The organism is Pseudomonas sp. 910_21, assembly GCF_052850735.1.
Genome location: NZ_VXCY01000003.1, coordinates 132413 through 150044 on the forward strand (window position 1 = coordinate 132413; position 17632 = coordinate 150044).

Consider the following 17632-nt stretch of genomic DNA (forward strand, 5'->3'; position numbering starts at 1 on the left):
CCGGCGATCAGAACTCCACACGCACGTCGCCCTTGGGCACGCTGCAGCAGGACAGGATGTAGCCTTCGGCTTCGTCCTCCTCGGTGATCCCGCCGTTGTGTTCCATCTCCACTTCGCCGCCCAGCTTGAGCACCTTGCAGGTGCCGCAGATGCCCATGCCGCAGGCCTTGGGAATCATCAGACCAAGCTTGGCCGCCGCCGCGTGCACGGTTTCTCCCGGGGCCACGCGGATGCTCTTGCCGGAAGCGGTGAACTCCACTTGATGCAGGTCGGCAATATCCACTTCCGGCGCTTCGGCGGCTTGTTCGGCATGCTCCACGGCGTCAGCCCGGGCTTCGGCCGGGGTCGCACCGAAGGATTCCTCGTGGTAACGCGCCATGTCGAAACCGGCGGCTTCCAGCAGGCGCTTGACCGCACTCATGTAGGGCGTCGGCCCGCAGCAGAACACTTCCCGCTCAAGGAAGTCCGGGGCCATCAACTCCAGCATCTTGTGGTTCAGGTAACCGCGATAACCGGCCCAGGGCTCGCCCAGACCGTGTTTCTCGCAGATCAGGTGCAGGCTGAAGTTGTCGATCCGCGACGCCATGTGTTCCAGCTCGCGGTGGTAAATGATGTCTTTGGGTGAGCGGGCGCTGTGGATGAACACCATGTCGACGTTGCCGTTGGTGTCGTAGAACCAGCGCGCCATGGACATCACCGGGGTGATGCCGACGCCACCGCTGAGATAAAGCACTTTCGGGCTGGGGAAATCGATAGCGTTGAACAACCCCACCGGCCCGTGCACCGCCAGTTCCTGGCCTTCGTGCAGGGTGTCGTGGAGCCAGTTTGAAACCTTGCCCCCGGGCACGCGCTTGATGGTCACCGAGAAGCTGTAGGGCACCGACGGCGAGCTGGAAATGGTGTAGGAGCGCATCACCGGCTGGCCTTCGATTTCCAGCTCCAGGGTGACGAATTGCCCCGGTTTGAAGAAGAACATGATCGGCTGGTCGGCCATGAAGCAGAAGGTCCGCACATCCCAGGTTTCCTGGATGACTTTGACGCAACGGACGATGTGACGGCCATTGGCCCAGGTCTGGGTGGTTACCGGGTTGAGGAAGGTGTTGGACATGCTGTTCTCCACGGCCGACTGTCGGCGTCTTGTCAGCGATTCTGCGTAAGGCTTCTCGCGCCCATTTACCTATCTGCGACATTCACATGCTTATCGCGACCAGCCCCCAGTTACAGGGGCTCCCCCGTCGGGAACAGATTGGGCCATGTCGCCCATGGATAAGGTTCAAGGCGCCTGCGGACCCACACTCGCCTCAAACACGACAGCCGATTTTTCGTGACTTGCGTAGCACCCACCGTAGCCACTATTTAATTCGCCGGCCGCACCGAACGGCCATGAGGACTTGAACGATGGACGTCACCGCAACCCTGAGCTTGGGCGATCCACTGGAACCCGCACGCAAGGCCACTGCACAGATGCTGCAGGAGCGCGAGCGGACCTTCTCCCTGCCGCAGCCCTTCTACTGCGATGAAAGGCTGTTCGATATCGACATGCAGGAGATCTTCCAGAAGGAATGGCTGATCGCCGGCATGACCTGCGAGATCCCCACCAAGGGCAACTACATCACCCTGCAGATCGGCAAGAACCCGATCATCGTCATCCGTGGCGCCGACGGCGTGGTCCACGCCTTCCACAACGTCTGCCGCCACCGCGGTTCACGGCTGTGCACCAGCGACAAGGGCAAAGTGGCCAAACTGGTCTGCCACTACCACCAGTGGACCTACGAGCTGGACGGGCGCCTGCTGTTCGCCGGTACCGAGATGGGCGCCGACTTCGACATGAAGCAATACGGCCTGAAACCGGTGAACGTGAAGACCGCCGGCGGCTACATCTTCATCTCCCTGGCAGAGAATCCGCCGGCCATCGACGACTTCCTCTCCACGCTGGCCCATTACATGGAGCCCTACGACATGGAGAACACCAAGGTGGCGGTGCAGACCACCTTGCACGAAAAGGCCAACTGGAAACTGGTGCTGGAGAACAACCGCGAGTGCTACCACTGCGGCGGCTCGCACCCTGAATTGCTGAAAACTCTGCTGGAATGGGACGACGTCACCGACCCCCGGGCCGACCAGGCGTTCAAGGACCACGTGGCCGCTTCCGCCGCCGCCTGGGAAGCCGAAAAGATCCCTTACGCCCACGCCAGCTTCGGCCTGCGCAATCGCATCGTGCGCATGCCCCTGCTCAAGGGCACCGTGTCCATGACCATGGACGGCAAGCAGGGCTGCGCCAAGCTGATGGGACGGATCAAGAACCCGGACCTGGGCTCGATGCGCATCCTGCACCTGCCGCACTCGTGGAACCACTGCATGGGCGACCATATAATCGTGTTCACCGTGTGGCCCATCAGCGCCCAGGAAACCATCGTCACCACCAAGTGGATCGTGCACAAGGACGCGGTGGAAGGCGTGGACTACGACGTCGAGCGCATGCGCCAGGTGTGGGACGCCACCAACGCCCAGGACCGGCGCCTGGCGGAAGAAAACCAGCGTGGCATCAACTCCACCGCCTACCAGCCGGGTCCGTACTCCAAGACCTACGAGTTCGGCGTGGTCAACTTCGTCGACTGGTACAGCGAGCGCATGCTGAGCAACCTCGGTGCGGAACCGGCGCCTTACCTCAAGGGCGTGCCGGTCCACGGATAAACCCCGCCGCGCGCAATCAGCAATAAACGCTCAGACAAGAGCCCGGGGGCGGGGTGCGCCCACCCCCGGGTGCTGCCGTTACAGCCGGTCGTTTCAAGCAAGCGGCCAACTGATGGCGCCGTTCTCGCCAACAAACGCCTCGGTGATCGTCTCGCCCTGCAACTTCACCCTCACGTAACCGTTGCGCACCCGCAGCGGATAGTTCGGATCATCTGCCGACAAGGTTTCCGACCATTGCACCTGAGGGTTGCCCTTCAGCTCGCTGGTGGGGCCATAGGGGATCGCGCCGTGACCGATGCAGCGTCCGTACATGCCGTTACTGGGCGCGTAGCAGATGCCATTGTGCAGGTGCCCCCAATACCAGTAGTCCGGCACCCGCCCCAGGGCCGCGACCACCTGTTTGTACAGCGTGGTCTGCTGCTGACCGCTGATGTCCAGCCCCTGGTGATGACTGAGCACGATGATCCTGCGCCCCTGCCCCTTGCTGGCCACCAGGTCCTTGAGCCATTGCTGCTGCGGGGCATTGAGGTTGCCGTCCATGTACAGGTTCATTTCGTCGGCGGCATAGGCGCTGTCCAGACCGACGATCAGCCAGTGGCTATTGAACAGGGCAAAGTAGCTGGTGCCTTGCTGCTTGGGGAACAGCGCCTGGATCTCGGCGAAGTAGCCATGGGCACCGCTGTACATTTCGTGGTTGGAGTTGAGGCTGAAGGACGCCTGGCTGCCCATGGGCCAGTCCGTGAGGTCGGCGTCCTCCTCGCTGCCGGTACCGGCGTAATACACATCTCCCAGGTGGATGGTGAAGTCCGGCTTGTCCTGGGTGATCAGGTCCGCCACGCGCTGCGCTGCCGAATCGGGCTGGAAATATCCGGTGCCCCAATCCCCGGCCATGTCCAGCAGCACGTTGTCGGCCATCTCGATCAGCGCCGGGGTGGTGCCGAAGGCCGCGTGCTTGCGCAGGTTCTCGATCCAGTTGAGCAAGGCCTCGCTCCAGCGCAGGTCCAGCAGCTCCCATTGGCGACAGCCCAGCAGGGTGCCGTCCTTCATCACCTGGGTCTTCAGCTCGTCCACCGTTTGCGGCAAGGGCGAGGCGTTCCCCAAGTGCAGGACCGACAGACCGTGGGCCAGTTCCCAGGGCACCGGCGCCTGACCGGGGGGCAAGTCGCCGTGGATCAGGGCGTACTGCGCCTGGTCATGGGCGCGCTGCAACAGTTGCACGATCGCCTGCAGTTCCGCCGGCTCGAGCTGGCTACGGAGGTTTTTCCAGGCCAGGTCGAGCCTGGCCAGCAGCCCGTCGACCCGGGCTTTCACCTGTTCGTATTCATGTTCCAGATTGCTCACAAATGACATGCTGGCATCCCTCTTGATGGTCCCTTTGCACAAACGCCGGACGGGCGTCACAGGGTCTTCATGTATTCGATCAACTGCCATTTCTGCTCTGCGGAAAGCTGCGTGCCGTACAGATGGCCGCTGTTGCTGTTGCCCTCCAGGTGGGTGTCGTACTTGAAGTGGCCCGGCCCCTGCACCGTCGCACCGCTGGTGATGAAACCGACCTTCTGCGGGTCATACACATCCGAGCCGGTGTAGAACACCTGGGGCCTTAGCTCCGGTGCCTGCAACAGGTCCCAGAGGCTCGGCACCGAGCCGTTGTGCAGGTACGGCGCCCGCAGCCAGACACCGTCGGTGGGGGTGTTGCTGTAGCTCTGGGTCTTGCGATAGGCACCGAAGTCGAAAGGCGGCTTCTTGAAGCCATGGAAGGCTTGCACCAGGCCGGTGGTGAAGGAGTCCAAGCGGTGGGGATCGGTGCCCAACGTCTGGATACTGGTGGTGACCTGCCCGGTATCGGCCTTGCCGAAGTCATGACAACCGGCGCAGTTGGCCTCCCACAGCGGCTTGCCCTGAGCGGCCTTGGCCTGATCGATGGCAAACGGCCAGGTCGGCGGTTTGTGCCCCAGCAGCCAGTTGGTGACCCGGTTGAAACTCTGCGGCAGCACCGATTCCGGGGTCGCACCCACCGCCATCGCCGCCGCGTAGTTGCGCTCGCGAATCTGGTTGTTGTTGCCGTCCCAGTGCAGGTACATCGATTCCCGGGGCTTCTGGTTCCAGATCTGCGGCAGGTCCACGGTGCCGATGGTGGAATCGTCGGGGAAGCCGAACACCACCATCTTGGTCGGGTTGAAGGTGTCGGTGCGCCCCGGGCCTTGCTGCGGCCGCAGCTTCTGCCAGGCATAGGCCTGCTTCTGCTTGAGCAGCGCGCTCTTGGCCATGGGGATGATCAGGTAGCGGTTGTACAAGCGCTCGACAAAGCCCAGCTGGAACTTGGCGTTGATCGCGTTCATCACCGCATCCACGGTGAATTTCGGATCGCTGGCACAGTCGTAGGCGAACCACTGGAAGGCCTGGAGCTGCATCAGGTTGGCCGGTGCAGTGGGCACCACCTGGGACACATCGCTGGCGCTGGCCCGGTAGGCACCGGTGTGGCACAGGGCACAGTTGGGTTCCACCGTCGGGTAGCCCAACTGCCGTTTGGCCATGCCCACCGGCAGGTCCCGGCCGTTCTCGTAGAGAAAGCCGAAGACCTCGTAGCCACCGGGCCGGGGCAGTTTCTCCGGGCACAGTTGCGGCAGCACGGCGAACAGGTAGTAAGGAATCCGCGCCTCGATCCCCAGGCCGATGGCGGCGTACTTGAAGTGATCCTCATCGGAGGCTTCCAGCGGCTGGGGCACCTCGCGAATCATGTTGACCCAGGTGGCATAACCGACCACCCCCAGGACCAACAGCAGGACCAGGCTGCCCACGCGAAAGCTGTGGCGCTTCCAGCAGGCGGCCCAGTACTGGCGCCAGTCGTGCAGCCCGGCACAGAGCAAGGCCCAGGGCCGGTTGGCCGGGGCACTGCCCAGGTACAGCAGGATGCCGAGGATCAGGAACATGCTGAGGTCGCCCATCAGCATGGGCACGAACACCTGGGCCTGGTTGCTGGTGTCGATCAGGTAGATCCAGAACGCCACGGCGATCAGCCGCGACAGCACGCACAGCCAGGAATGCACCACAAAGCGCGGCGCGTTGCAGCCCGAAGGCATGTAGAACAGGCTGATGCCCACCAGCAGCATGCCGGTGTTTTCCAGCCAGGGGTCGGACAGCACCGGCGGCAAGCCGACCACCGCGGTCAGCAGCGCCGGGGCAAACAGCGCCGGCAGGGCGAACACCATGTTCATGGCGATGCCCAGCCAGATAAAGCGTTGGAACCAGCGGATATAAGCGTTCATCTGAACCTTCCCTGCATCCATGTGTAGCCGCTGCCGCAGGGCAGGCTCCAGGAGCCTGTCCTGCGGTACCTATCGCCAAGCCCGGTTGCGGCACGGGCGCACCGCAGGCCGCGAGCCGGTCGTCGTCAGCCCAGGGCGGTCTTCTCCAGGTGCGCCAGCATCAGCGGGTACACATCCACCACGGCGTTCTTGCCGAAGATGCAGTCGATGTGTCCGTAACCCGGCACCACGTGGCGGCTGAACAGCTCGGGGCCATGCAGCTGGCACAGGCGCTCATAGGTCTTCTGGGTGCTTAACGGCAGGTAGCACTGGTTGTCGGCGCCGCTGATAAAGCAGATCGGCAACTTCAGCCGGTCGAAATGCGGCATGTAGACGTCACGCCCCTTGAAGTCCACCAGGTGCCCCTTGCGACAGATCAGTGCCAGATGCTCGAAGGTCTCGATATTGGAGGCGCCGAACAGCTCGTGCAGGTTGTCGTGCAAGGTCTGGTTGAGGGTGTCGTGGCGGTACAGGGAGGCGTACATGAAGGTGATGCGGTGGCACACCGGATTGGTGCAGTAGCCCTGGGCCTCGATCCGCGCATAACCGTTGAGCGCCGTATCGTAGAGCCGGTTGAACAGGCTTTCCTTGCTGTCGGCGTAGGCCGTCAGCGACCTGATGCCGATGGCGTCGAGCATGCCCGGCAGGTGCAATCCGGCCTTGATCCCGGTAGCGGTGGCCACCACGGTGTCGGCGGCAATCTGCGAGCAGACCACCGAACGCACGTCCTGCAGGCCCGCCAGCAACGACATGAAGAAGGTCGTGGCGCCGTAGCAATGCACCACGCATTGCACGTCACGGGCCCCGGTCGCCTGCTTGATCTGGCCGATGGCGGCCTTGAAATCATAGGCCGCGATCTGGTCGCCATTGCATTCCTGCTTGCTCGCCGGCAGTAGGATGCTGACCCGGAAATCCAGGAGCCAGACGTCATAGTCGTGCTTGCACAGGTACTCCAGCAGGTTGGTCTGGATGGTGTCGGTGGAGAAGATGTTGGAGCCCACGCCCAGGCCGTGTACCAACATGACTGGGCCTTTGCTGCCGGCCTGGTAGCGGGTCAGGCGCAGCTGCACCCGGTCTTCGGTTTCGAAGAACTGCACCGTCGGCACCGGCGCATCCAGGGGCCGCTTGATCCGCGGCGGCGCGTCGGGATTGAAGTAGATGTCCCCGGCGAATACGCCGCCGTAGCTTTCCCAGAGAATCCCGGCGAAGAACTTGCCGAAGCGCGCCAGGGCCTCGATGCGCTCACGCTCGTTACGCGCATTGAGCACTTTCATGGTGGTCATCTGCTTGGCGAAGTCCGCCGGCAGAATGTGCATCACCCCGGAGCCGAGCACCGGGCCGCTCTTGTTCTGGCCGCGGTACAGGGTCACATACAGGGTGCTGGTGTCGGGCCAGATGTTCAGCACGCCGTGATCCTCGGGCACGGTCTTGAAGGCACTGAAGTAGTACTCGTTACCGTCCTCGGCGGTCAGGCGCATGTCGTAGTTCATGTGGCGCACGCCTACTTGCTGCTGGAATTCCTCGAACAGGTTGAACACCCCGTGGCTGGCCACCAGGGGCTGTGCCGACAGCGCCGGAGCCTCCAGGGTGCCCACCAGGGTGGCGGCGTGCTCAGGCTCCTTGATCATCCGGTTGAGGTCGTTGGCCGTGATGGTCAGGGTGAACTCGATGGGGGAGTTCTGCGCCTCGCCGCGCTTGGCCGCCTCCTGGTAGAGCGCCAGATCGGTGCCCTGGGGCTGGGTGAAGGCGGTGGAGAAATAGCCCTTCATGGTCTCGGTGAACTGCACGCCCAGGGTCGGCGCCGGCACCGCCTTGCTCGGGGCCGAGGGCAGGCTGTAGTCGATCTTCCAGCCGCGATCTTCGGCCAGCAGGCGCATGTTGCGCTCACTGACCGCCGAAATGGTCAGCAACGGATTGACCGCCAGCGAGGTGGGAATCACCGCGCCGTCCGCCACATACAGCCCGGGATAGACCTGGCTGCCGCTGACGCCGCTGAACACCTGGCCCTTGTGGTTGACCACCCCCTGGCCGGCGTCTTCGCCCATGACGCAGCCGCCCAACGGGTGCACCGAAACGATGCTGTGCTTGAGCAGCTTGGTCCAGATCGGGTTCTCCACCCAGACTCCGCCCAGCGCCTTGGTGCTCTGGTACAGGCGCTCGTTGCCGAGAATCACATTGGGTTGCTGGCCAACCCCGGGCCAGTCGATCCGCAACTGATCCTTGGCGTCCAGCAGCATGCGGCCGCGCCCATTGTCATGACTCATGATCAGGTAGGTCTGCATGTTGTGCAGCGCGCCGTAGTAAGGCCCCCGCAGAAAGCTTTCGGCCTCCCGCGCCTTGTAGCCCAACTGGCCGCTGAGGCTCTGGTCGGTGGCCTTGCCCAGGGTGCTGGCGAACAGCGCCATGCTGGGCACCATGGCCCGGCCCAAGGCGCCGGGAATCGACCCCTCCTCGATGACCATGCGGCTGCGCCAGTCGCCTTCGGTGCGCATGTCAATGATGGAGGTGATACACGGCCCCACGGGTTTGAGCTCACTGGCCGAATGGGTGCCGAAACCGATGCCGTTGATGGTTTGCTCACAGTTATGGCCGAACCCGAGGATGTCGCCGTTGCCGCTCATGTGCTCACCCAACTGGTCCGAGGTGGACAGGCCCTTGGCCTTGGAGCGCAGGAGGATTTCCGTGGAACCCAGAGTGCCGGCACTGAGCACGACGATGTCGGCCTTGACGAACAAGGTCGGCGCCGAGAACTTCTCGCGTCCGCTGTCCAGGTATTGGAAGTGCACGATCCAGCCATCCCCCTCCTGCTCCAGGTAACGCACCTCGGCCTGGCAGAAAATCTCGGCGCCATGATTGCTGGCATCCGGCAGGTAATTCATCAAGGTGGTGTTCTTGGCCTTGTTGTTACAGCCCGAGACACAGTCGCCACAGTGGTTGCAGGGCAGTTGCTCGACCCCGACATGGTTGAGGTTGTTGGGCAGCTTGGCGAAGGTCACGTTGATCGGCGGCTTGTAGAAGTGCGCGCCCTGCTTGAGAAACTCCGCGGACTTCTGGTTGGCCTGGAGCTTGGGCAAGGTGGGCGCCGAGTCGGGATAGGGAGTGGGCTTGAGCATCTCCCGGGCCCGGGCATACCCCTCCTTGAGCAGGGTATCGCGATGCTCGCGTACCGCCCGGGGCCAGCGCGGATCGTCGAAGACCCCGGGCTCGGGCTCAAGGGCGACGTTGGCATTGATCAGCGATGTACCGCCCAGGCCGCAACCCACCACCACGTTCTGCTGGGCATTGACGTGCAGATCGAAGAGCCCGGTACGCGAGCCGATATGGCCGTCGGGATCATGCACCTGCAACTCCTCAGTGGCCGTGGCCAGGGTGTTGGGGTACTCGCCAGGCTGGATCTCCCGCCCTCGTTCCAGCAGACAGACCCGCCGACCAGCCCGGGACAATCGGGAAGCGGCGATGCCCCCCCCGTAGCCGGAGCCGATGACAATAACGTCGTAGTGTTCCTGGATCTCGCTGATGGGGGTCGCGATCCGAGTCATGGCGGGGTTCCTCTCAGGCAGATGGGGCAACTCTGTGGTCGCCTCTAATGGGTAAAACCGATCGCGCAGCAGGCAGCCGAACGGGCAGGCCTTGGCGCCAGAAACACAAACAGTGGAATCAGTGATGGAGTCGGAGCCGTTAGCTCGCGGGCAAGGCTATAGACGAGCGCGCTGATTGGCGGCGCGGCGACGGGTACGTCGAGGTAGGGAAGTCCGGATCGGGGAAACCTGCGATAAACGACAATCCATTGCCTGCGCTCCCCCAACCGTATGTGGATAAGTAGCTGCTAAGTCCTTGTGCCATCAGTGAAGACAGGCCACTTGTCACTGTCAAGAAAGCCATTAGAACTGTATGAAATTTGATCTATTGCCGCACACGCTATGGATTACAAGGGGTACAGCCTTCCGCGAACATGTTATCCACACCTTGGCCCACAGCAACTGTGGGCAAGTGAGCGGGCATTGGGGATATTTCAGTGGGCAATGCCAAGAAAATCCGTGACTTATGGGAAAACAGCGGTTTCTCCAGCGTTTGATCAATTATTGAACAAACCTCTGAAACCCCCGTATTCAAAGGCCTGTAGCGGAAGGCGAACACCTTATCCACAGAACGGCCAACAGACTTTGGGGGCAACTGGGGCCAGAGGCGCCAGCGACTGTGGAAAACCCCTGGAAGCCGCGAAATATCGGGGCTTTACCCGAATAATCGAGCCTGAACAGCGTATTTGGATGTTTTTCGATCAACCCATTCAAAGCCAGGTTCTGCGGGGCCTGCAGCGGTAAGCGAACATCTTATCCACAGAAGCGCCAACAGACTTTGGGGGCAAGTGCTGTGCAAAAGTCTCTTCGGATAATTCCCTGCCCTGGAAAAAAAGCCATAAAAATCGCCAGCTTAGGCTGGTCAAATTTCGTACAGATGGCTACAGGGCTTGTTCCACATGGGCTTGAGCAAGGCGCGAACACCTTATCCACAGGTACGCACACAGGGATTGTGAGTAACCCATCGCGACTCTTGTAGGCGCTGGCTTGCCAGCGAATGGCGCTGCCCAGAAATGTGCAAAACCATGACGGCCTCTTCGCCGGCAAGCCGGCTCCTACGGTGGGTACAGGCGCGATTTCCCCTGTAGGCGCTGGCTTGCCAGCGAATGGCGATGCCCAGAGATGTGCAAAAACATGACGCCCCCTTCGCCGGCAAGCCGGCTCCTACGGTGGGTACAGGCGCGATTTCCCCTGTAGGAGCTGGCTTGCCAGCGAATGGCGCTGCCCAGAGATGTGCAAAAACATGACGCCCCCTTCGCCGGCAAGCCGGCTCCTACGGTGGGTGCAGGCGCGATTTCCCTTATAGGAGATGGCTTGCCAGCGAACGGCGGTGTCCAGAGGTGGGGTTGTGCATAAACCTGAGCTCAGCGGACCACGCCTTCTTCGATGAGCAATTTGAGAATCGCTTCGGCGCCGGCTTCCGGGCTGACGCCCTTGAGCACTTGCCCGGTGCCGCCGCTGGCCTTGGCGGTGGCGGCCTTCATGCGATCCGCGCCGCTCTTGGCCTTGATCACTTTCAGGCGCTTGGGCCGGGGTTTGGCCGGTTGCAGACTGGAGACTGTGAGTAACTCGTCTTCCACCACCACGACCTGATCGGCCTGCAACAGACCACGGCGCGCCGGGCCATAGGCGCTCTGGCGCGGTTTCGGCGCGGCGTTATCCACAGTGGCGAGGAATGGCAGGCGCACCTTGAGTCGCCGCCGCTGGCCACGGGGCAAAGCTTGCAGGACGTGGGCCACGCCATCGGTCAGGGATTCGACGTGCGCCAGTCCCACCACCAGCGGCCAGCCCAGGCTCTCCGCCAGCAGGAATGGCAGCATGCCGGAGCCTTCGCCGGTTTCCGCCTGGCTGCCGGTGAGCACCACCTGAACGCCCGCGTCGCGCAGGTACTGGGTCAGGATCGGCAGGGCATCGGCGCCTGCCGGCTGTTCCAGCACATGCAACTGCTCCAGCCCCATGCCCAGGTAAGCCCGCAGAGCCGGCTCGGCGACGTCGCCGGCATGCAGCACTTGCAGCTTGTCCCCAGCCAGTTGCAGGCCCAGTTCCACCGCCCGGGCGTCCTGTTCGGCACGCCGCGGGCGACCGGAGGTCGGGTGCGCACCAATCGATACCAGGCTGATCACATTGCTGTTCATAACGTCCCCTTAAGCCGCATCGCGCTTGGCGTCGTTGCGGTAGGCCGCCACCGCCGCGATCAAGGCCTTGAGAATTTCCGCGCTGTCGCCAATCACCGACAGGTCGGCGCGTTTGATCATGTCGCAGCCCGGGTCGAGGTTGATCGCCACCACCTTGTCGCAAGCACCAATGCCCTGCAGGTGCTGGATCGCCCCGGAAATCCCCACCGCCACGTAGACCCGCGCGGTGACCCAGATGCCGCTGGCCCCCACTTGCCGGTCCCGGGCCATGAAGCCGTCGTCCACCGCCACCCGCGAGGCGCCTTCGGTGGCGCCCAGGGCCGCGGCGGTCTGGTGAAACAGTGGCCAGTCCTTGACCCCGTTGCCCCCGGAAAAGATGAACTCGGCCTCGGCCATGGGAATCGCCGCCGGGTCCACCGCCACCGCGCCCAAATCCTCGATCCGCGCCAGGCTGCGGGCCACGCTTGTGGATAACTCCACCGGCAAGGCTTCGTGGCGGGTTTCGCTGACCGGCTCGGCACATTCGGCCGCGGCCAGGATCAACCGTGCCACTGGCCGCGCCAGGTCCTGTAGACCGGCACCGGCACGGCCGATGCACTGGCCGTCCTTGACCTGCCAGACCCGGGTCGCCGGGCGTTCGCCCAGGGCCGCGGCAAAGCGCCGGCCCAGTTCGCCACCCCCGGTGCGGCTGTCAGGCAGCAGCCAATGGCGCGGGCTGAACTGGTTATCCACAGCCCGCAGGCCCTGTACCCGTTGTTCCGGTGCATAACCGTCGAACTCGCTGCCTTGCAGCACCAGCAGGCGGTCGACACCCGCCGTGGCAAAGGCCGACTCCTTGTGCTCGCCAAACACCACCGCCAGCACCGCGCCGTCCTCGCCCGCCAACTGATGGGCCAGGCCCAGCAGATCGCGGTCGTGACTGCTCAGGCGGCCGCCAACCATGTCCGGCACCACGCTGATGTAGAACGCCGGCTGCGCCACTTGATGCAGCGGCAACTGCACCTCGGCCGCCGCCGTGCGCTTGGCACTGCCGCCCTGCTGGGCGCCACTGCGGTCGATGCGTTTGAGGCCGTTGGGGCCGATGAAACCGATGCCATGGGGATTCTTGCGGATCAGGCCATTGGGCCCCATCCAGCTGTGTTGCGCCGGCTGCATGGCCGCGTGCAGCGGGTGCAGGCGGTTGCGGGCAATCCATTCGGCCCGGGGATCGCGGCGGATAATGTCGCTCATCAGTGCACCTCCGCAGGTTCAGGTTTCACCGACGCCGGCGCTTTGCCCGGAGCAGCGTCTTCGAGCAAGGCATCGGCCACCAGTTCGGCAATGTCCTTGATCATCGGCCGCGGCTCCACCACCCCTTCGAGCATGGCGGTGCACTGTGGACAACCCACGGCTACCAACTCGGCGCCGGTCTCGCGGATGTCTTCCATGCGCATGTCGGGTATGCGTTGCTTGCCCGGAATGTCGGTGATCGGCGCCCCGCCGCCACCGCCGCAGCAACGGGAACGGAAGCCCGAGCGCTGCATTTCCTTGATCTCGATGCCCAGGGCCCGCAATACGTCCCGAGGAGCTTCGTACTCGCCGTTGTAGCGGCCCAGGTAGCAAGGATCGTGATAGGTCACGCTGCTGCCCTTGTGCTGGCCCAGGTTCAGCGCACCGGCACCAATCAACTCGGCCAGGTAGGTGCTGTGGTGCTGCACGAGGTAGTTGCCGTTGAAGGCGCCGTACTCGTTTTTCAGCACATGGAAACTGTGGGGATCGCAGGTAACGATGCGCTTGAAGCGGTACTTGGCCAGGGTCTGGATATTGCGTTTGGCCAACAGCTGGAAAGTGGCTTCGTCCCCCAGGCGTCGGGCCACGTCGCCGCTGTCGCGTTCTTCCAGGCCGAGCACGGCGAAGTCCACCTTGGCCGCCTTGAGCACTTTGACGAAGGCGCGCAGGGTGCGCTGGTTGCGCATGTCGAAGGCGCCGTCGCCGACCCAGAACAGCACGTCGGTGCTTGGTTTTTCGCTAAGCAGGGTCAGGTTCAGGTCCGCCGCCCAGTTCATCCGCCCACCGGGGTTGAAGCCGCCGGGGTTGTCGGTGGCGATGAGGTTCTCCAGAACCTCGGCGCCCTTGTTCGGGGTCGCGCCTTTCTCCAGGGTCAGGTGGCGACGCATGTCGACGATAGCGTCGACGTGCTCGATCATCATCGGGCACTCCTCGACACAGGCGCGGCAGGTGGTGCAGGACCACAGGGTCTCGGCGTCCACCAGGCCGTTGACGATAGGCTGGTGCGGGTTGCCGCCATGTTCGCCAATGGCTTTGCCACTGCCGTCAAGGGATGGGTACGGGCTGCCGGCGAACTGTGCGTCGGTGCCGCCGGCCAGGCCGACCACCATGTCCTGGATCAGTTTCTTCGGGTTCAGCGGCTGGCCGGCGGCGAAGGCCGGACATGCCGCCTCGCACTTGCCGCACTGCACGCAGGCGTCGAAGCCCAGCAGTTGGTTCCAGGTGAAATCCTTGGGCTTTTCCACCCCCAAAGGCGCGCTTGGGTCTTCCAGGTCCAACGGCTTGAGGCCAGTGGAGCGTCCGCCACCAAAGCGTTCCGCGCGCCGGTGCCAGGCCAGGTGCAAGGCGCCAGCGAAAGCGTGCTTCATCGGCCCGCCCCAGGTCATGCCGAAAAACAGCTCGGACACGCCCCACAGCACACCGACCGCCAGAATCGTCGCCAGCAGCCAGCCTCCGAAATGTTCCGGAAGGATGCCCGCCACCGGCAAAGTCACCAGGAAGAAACTCACCGAGAACGCCAGCAGGCTTTTCGGCAGGCGCATCCACGGGCCCTTGGACAGGCGTGCCGGTGGATTGCGCCGACGCTTGGCGACGAACAGCGCGCCGACGAACATCAGCGTGGTGGCCAGCAGCAAGGCGTAGCCGAGGATGCGGTTATGCAGACCAAAACCATGAACCAGGATCGCCAGCACCGCCGCCAGGACGAAGCCGCCCGCCGTGGCCACGTGGGTATTGGCCATGTATTTGTCCCGAGCCACCACATGGTGCAGATCCACCATGTAGCGCTTGGGCATGGCCAGCAGGCCGCCGAGCAGATCGACCTTGGAGGCTCGCCCCCGGCGCCACATGGCCACGCGTCGCAGCGCGCCGAGGACCGCAAGGCCGACGGCGGCGAACAACAGAATGGGAAGAAGGGTGTTCAACATGGTGGAGCTCCCAAAGACCTGGGGCCTTGTAGGAGCTGGCTTGCCAGCGATCAGGCAGCTCGCGGTATCTCGCCAGTGCCAATCGCCGGCAAGCCGGCTCCTACAGGAAATGGCTTAGAAATCCTTGCACAGGCGCAGTGCGTCGTAGATCGCGGCATGGGTATTGCGCTGGGATACGCAGTCGCCGATGCGGAACAACAGGTAGCCCTCCCCGGTCTCGCTCAGGCACGGCTGCGGCTTGATCGCGAACAGCGCCTCGACGTCCATCTGGCCCTTGTTGCGCGATCCTTCCTTGAGCCCGTAGTAGAGCTCTTCGTCAGGACGCACACCGTTCTCCACCACCACCTGGTCCACCACTCGCTCTTCGCGGGCGCCGGTGTATTCGTTCTCCAGCACCGCCACCAGCTTGTCGCCCTCGCGGTAGACCTTCTCCAGGGTCAGGTCCCCGGTCATGATCACTTCCTTGGGGTACAGGCTGCGGTAGTAGGTGGGGAACGAGGTGCCGCCCACGGCGATACCCGGCTTGATGTCGTCGGTGACGATCTCCACTTGCGAGCCTTTGTCGGCGATGAAGTCGGTGACCGACATGCCGGTGAACTCACAGATGGTGTCGTAGACCAGCACGTTCTTGCCCGGCGCCACCTTGCCGTCGAGGATGTCCCAACTGCTGACCACCAACCCTTGGTCGGCGCCCCAGTGCTCGTTCTGCTCGATGAACGGATGGCCGCCCACCGCCAGCACCACCACGTCGGGGCGCAGGTCGAGGATGGTCGCGGTGTCCGCCGCGGTGCCCAGGCGCAGGTCGACTTTCAGTCGCGCCAGCTCCAGCTGATACCAGCGGGTGATACCGGCGATCTGGTCCCGTTGCGGGGCCTTGGAGGCAGTAGTGATCTGCCCGCCAATGGCTTCTTTTTTCTCGAACAGGGTCACGTCGTGGCCACGTTCGGCGGCGACACGGGCGGCTTCCATACCGGCAGGACCGGCACCGACCACTACCACCTTGCGCTTGATGCCGGTGGTCTTCTCGATGATATGCGGCACGCCCATGTATTCACGGGACGTGGCGGCGTTCTGGATGCACAGCACGTCCAGGCCCTGGTACTGGCGGTCGATGCAGTAGTTGGCGCCGACGCACTGCTTGATCTGGTCGATCTGGCCCATCTTGATCTTGGCGATCAGGTGCGGGTCGGCCATGTGGGCGCGGGTCATGCCCACCATGTCGACGTAACCGCCTTCGAGAATCCGCGTGGCCTGGTTGGGGTCCTTGATGTTCTGTGCGTGCAGCACCGGGACCTTGACCACTTCCTTGATGCCCGCCGCCAGGTGCAGGAACGGCTCAGGCGGGAAGCTCATGTTGGGGATCACGTTGGCCAGGGTGTTGTGGGTGTCGCAGCCCGAGCCGACCACACCGAGAAAATCCAGCATGCCGGTGTCGTCGTAGTACTTGGCGATCTGTTTCATGTCCTCGTGGGACAGGCCGTCCGGGTGGAATTCGTCGCCACAGATGCGCATGCCGACGCAGAAATCATCACCGACTTCGGCGCGCACGGCCTTGAGCACTTCCAAACCAAAGCGCATGCGCTTCTCGAAGGTGCCACCCCATTCGTCGGTGCGCTTGTTGACCCGTGGGCTCCAGAACTGGTCGATCATGTGCTGGTGCACCGCCGACAGTTCGACGCCGTCCAGACCGCCGGCCTTGGCCCGGCGCGCAGCCTGAGCGTAGTTGCCGATCACCCGCCAGATCTCTTCCGGCTCGATGGTCTTGCAAGTGGCGCGGTGCACCGGCTCACGTACGCCGGACGGCGACATCAGGGTCGGCCAGTTGAAGCCGTCCCAACGGGAGCGCCGGCCCATGTGGGTAATCTGGATCATGATCTTGGCGCCATGCTTGTGCATGGCGTCGGCGAGGTTCTGGAAGTGCGGAATGATGCGGTCGGTGGACAGGTTCACCGAGCTCCACCATTCCTGGGGGCTGTCGATGGCCACCACCGAGGAACCACCGCAGATGGCCAGGCCGATGCCGCCCTTGGCCTTTTCTTCGTAGTACTTCACATACCGTTCGGTCGTCATGCCGCCGTCAGTCGCGTAGACCTCAGCGTGCGCGGTGCTCAGCACACGGTTGCGGATGGTCAGTTTGCCGATCTGGATCGGCTGGAACATCGCTTCGAAAGCCATTTTTCTTAACTCCGCTTACAACGGTTTGACGACGAACAGGCCATCGTCGTGGCCTTCTTCGGAACCACCGTAAACCTGCTCTGCCACGGTGCGGATCTTGCTGCCACGGGCTTCCAGGATCTGGTCCATGGCACCGGCGAACCAGCCGGTGAACATGTAGTCCACCTTGCGCCCGACCTTGCCGTACACGTAGACGAACGCCGAGTGCTCGAGCTTGACGCTGGCGGTGCCTTGATCCAGGTCGATGTCCTGGATCTTGAACAGGCCCCAGCCGCGCTGGGACAGACGCTTCATGTAGTGCTCGAACACCGCGACGCCTTCCAGGCCGTGGCATTCGGCTTCTTTTTCGCACCAGTGCCAGGCGGACTTGTAGCCGGCCTTGTAGAGAATCTCGGCGTAGGCATCGCTGCCCAGGACTTCCTCGATGCCCATGTGGTTGTTGACGAAGAAATGCCGTGGCACGTAGAGCATCGGCAGGGCGTCGGAGGTCCAGACACCGGTTTCGCTGTCGACTTCGATAGGCAATTGCGGGGCGATCTTGGCCATGGAAA

General features: G+C 63.3%; 10 protein-coding genes. 1 reads left to right on the forward strand and 9 read right to left on the reverse strand.

Annotated elements, in window-relative coordinates:
* Positions 1 to 7 precede the first annotated feature (7 nt).
* Positions 8 to 1108 (reverse strand): glycine-betaine demethylase subunit GbcB, encoded by a 1101-nt coding sequence (gbcB, locus tag FW796_RS10595; RefSeq protein ID WP_346633158.1) that lies wholly within the window; start codon positions 1106 to 1108, stop codon positions 8 to 10.
* A 290-nt stretch (positions 1109 to 1398) separates the two neighbouring features.
* Here gbcB and gbcA point away from each other — a divergent pair, with 290 nt between their 5' ends.
* Complete coding sequence (gbcA, locus tag FW796_RS10600) at positions 1399 to 2694, forward strand: glycine-betaine demethylase subunit GbcA (RefSeq protein WP_346633159.1); 1296 nt, start codon at positions 1399 to 1401, stop codon at positions 2692 to 2694.
* A gap of 93 nt (positions 2695 to 2787) precedes the next feature.
* Here the strand turns inward: gbcA and FW796_RS10605 are convergent, their stop codons facing one another.
* The 8 genes from FW796_RS10605 to FW796_RS10640 all read right to left on the reverse strand — a co-directional run bounded on the left by FW796_RS10605 (position 2788) and on the right by FW796_RS10640 (position 17627).
* On the reverse strand, positions 2788 to 4044 hold the full coding sequence (locus FW796_RS10605) for a metallophosphoesterase family protein (protein ID WP_446439344.1): 1257 nt from the start codon (positions 4042 to 4044) through the stop codon (positions 2788 to 2790).
* Positions 4045 to 4091: 47 nt separating this feature from the next.
* Positions 4092 to 5960 carry a c-type cytochrome gene (locus FW796_RS10610; RefSeq protein ID WP_446439345.1) on the reverse strand — a complete coding sequence of 623 codons (1869 nt, stop codon included), beginning with the start codon at positions 5958 to 5960 and terminating at the stop codon, positions 4092 to 4094.
* A 125-nt stretch (positions 5961 to 6085) separates the two neighbouring features.
* The gene (locus tag FW796_RS10615) at positions 6086 to 9538 is read right to left on the reverse strand and encodes a GMC oxidoreductase (RefSeq protein WP_446439346.1); all 3453 of its coding nucleotides are present in this window, start codon (positions 9536 to 9538) and stop codon (positions 6086 to 6088) included.
* 1403 nt (positions 9539 to 10941) lie between these two features.
* Positions 10942 to 11712 carry an electron transfer flavoprotein subunit beta gene (gene etfB, locus FW796_RS10620; protein ID WP_346633163.1) on the reverse strand — a complete coding sequence of 257 codons (771 nt, stop codon included), beginning with the start codon at positions 11710 to 11712 and terminating at the stop codon, positions 10942 to 10944.
* 9 nt (positions 11713 to 11721) lie between these two features.
* Positions 11722 to 12942, reverse strand: a complete 1221-nt coding sequence (gene etfA / locus FW796_RS10625) for an electron transfer flavoprotein subunit alpha (protein WP_346633164.1) — start codon at positions 12940 to 12942, stop codon at positions 11722 to 11724.
* Positions 12942 to 14906: a dimethylglycine demethylation protein DgcB gene (gene dgcB, locus FW796_RS10630; protein ID WP_346633165.1), complete on the reverse strand. Its 1965-nt coding sequence runs from the start codon at positions 14904 to 14906 to the stop codon at positions 12942 to 12944. The genes etfA and dgcB overlap by 1 nt, the downstream gene beginning before the upstream one ends.
* Positions 14907 to 15020: 114 nt before the next feature.
* On the reverse strand, positions 15021 to 17081 hold the full coding sequence (dgcA, locus tag FW796_RS10635) for a dimethylglycine demethylation protein DgcA (protein WP_346633166.1): 2061 nt from the start codon (positions 17079 to 17081) through the stop codon (positions 15021 to 15023).
* Positions 17082 to 17096: 15 nt separating this feature from the next.
* On the reverse strand, positions 17097 to 17627 hold the full coding sequence (locus FW796_RS10640; protein ID WP_346633167.1) for a DUF5943 domain-containing protein: 531 nt from the start codon (positions 17625 to 17627) through the stop codon (positions 17097 to 17099).
* Between the last annotated feature and the right edge of the window lie 5 nt (positions 17628 to 17632).

Bases quoted from the DNA above. Each gene is read 5' to 3' on its own strand.
- gbcB (WP_346633158.1), bottom strand. From the start codon at position 1,108: ATGTCCAACACCTTCCTCAACCCGGTAACCACCCAGACCTGGGCCAAT.
- dgcA (WP_346633166.1), bottom strand. From the start codon at position 17,081: ATGGCTTTCGAAGCGATGTTCCAGCCGATCCAGATCGGCAAACTGACC.
- gbcA (WP_346633159.1), top strand. From the start codon at position 1,399: ATGGACGTCACCGCAACCCTGAGCTTGGGCGATCCACTGGAACCCGCA.
- etfA (WP_346633164.1), bottom strand. From the start codon at position 12,942: ATGAGCGACATTATCCGCCGCGATCCCCGGGCCGAATGGATTGCCCGC.
- FW796_RS10610 (WP_446439345.1), bottom strand. From the start codon at position 5,960: ATGAACGCTTATATCCGCTGGTTCCAACGCTTTATCTGGCTGGGCATC.
- FW796_RS10640 (WP_346633167.1), bottom strand. From the start codon at position 17,627: ATGGCCAAGATCGCCCCGCAATTGCCTATCGAAGTCGACAGCGAAACC.
- dgcB (WP_346633165.1), bottom strand. From the start codon at position 14,906: ATGTTGAACACCCTTCTTCCCATTCTGTTGTTCGCCGCCGTCGGCCTT.
- FW796_RS10605 (WP_446439344.1), bottom strand. From the start codon at position 4,044: ATGTCATTTGTGAGCAATCTGGAACATGAATACGAACAGGTGAAAGCC.
- etfB (WP_346633163.1), bottom strand. From the start codon at position 11,712: ATGAACAGCAATGTGATCAGCCTGGTATCGATTGGTGCGCACCCGACC.
- FW796_RS10615 (WP_446439346.1), bottom strand. From the start codon at position 9,538: ATGACTCGGATCGCGACCCCCATCAGCGAGATCCAGGAACACTACGAC.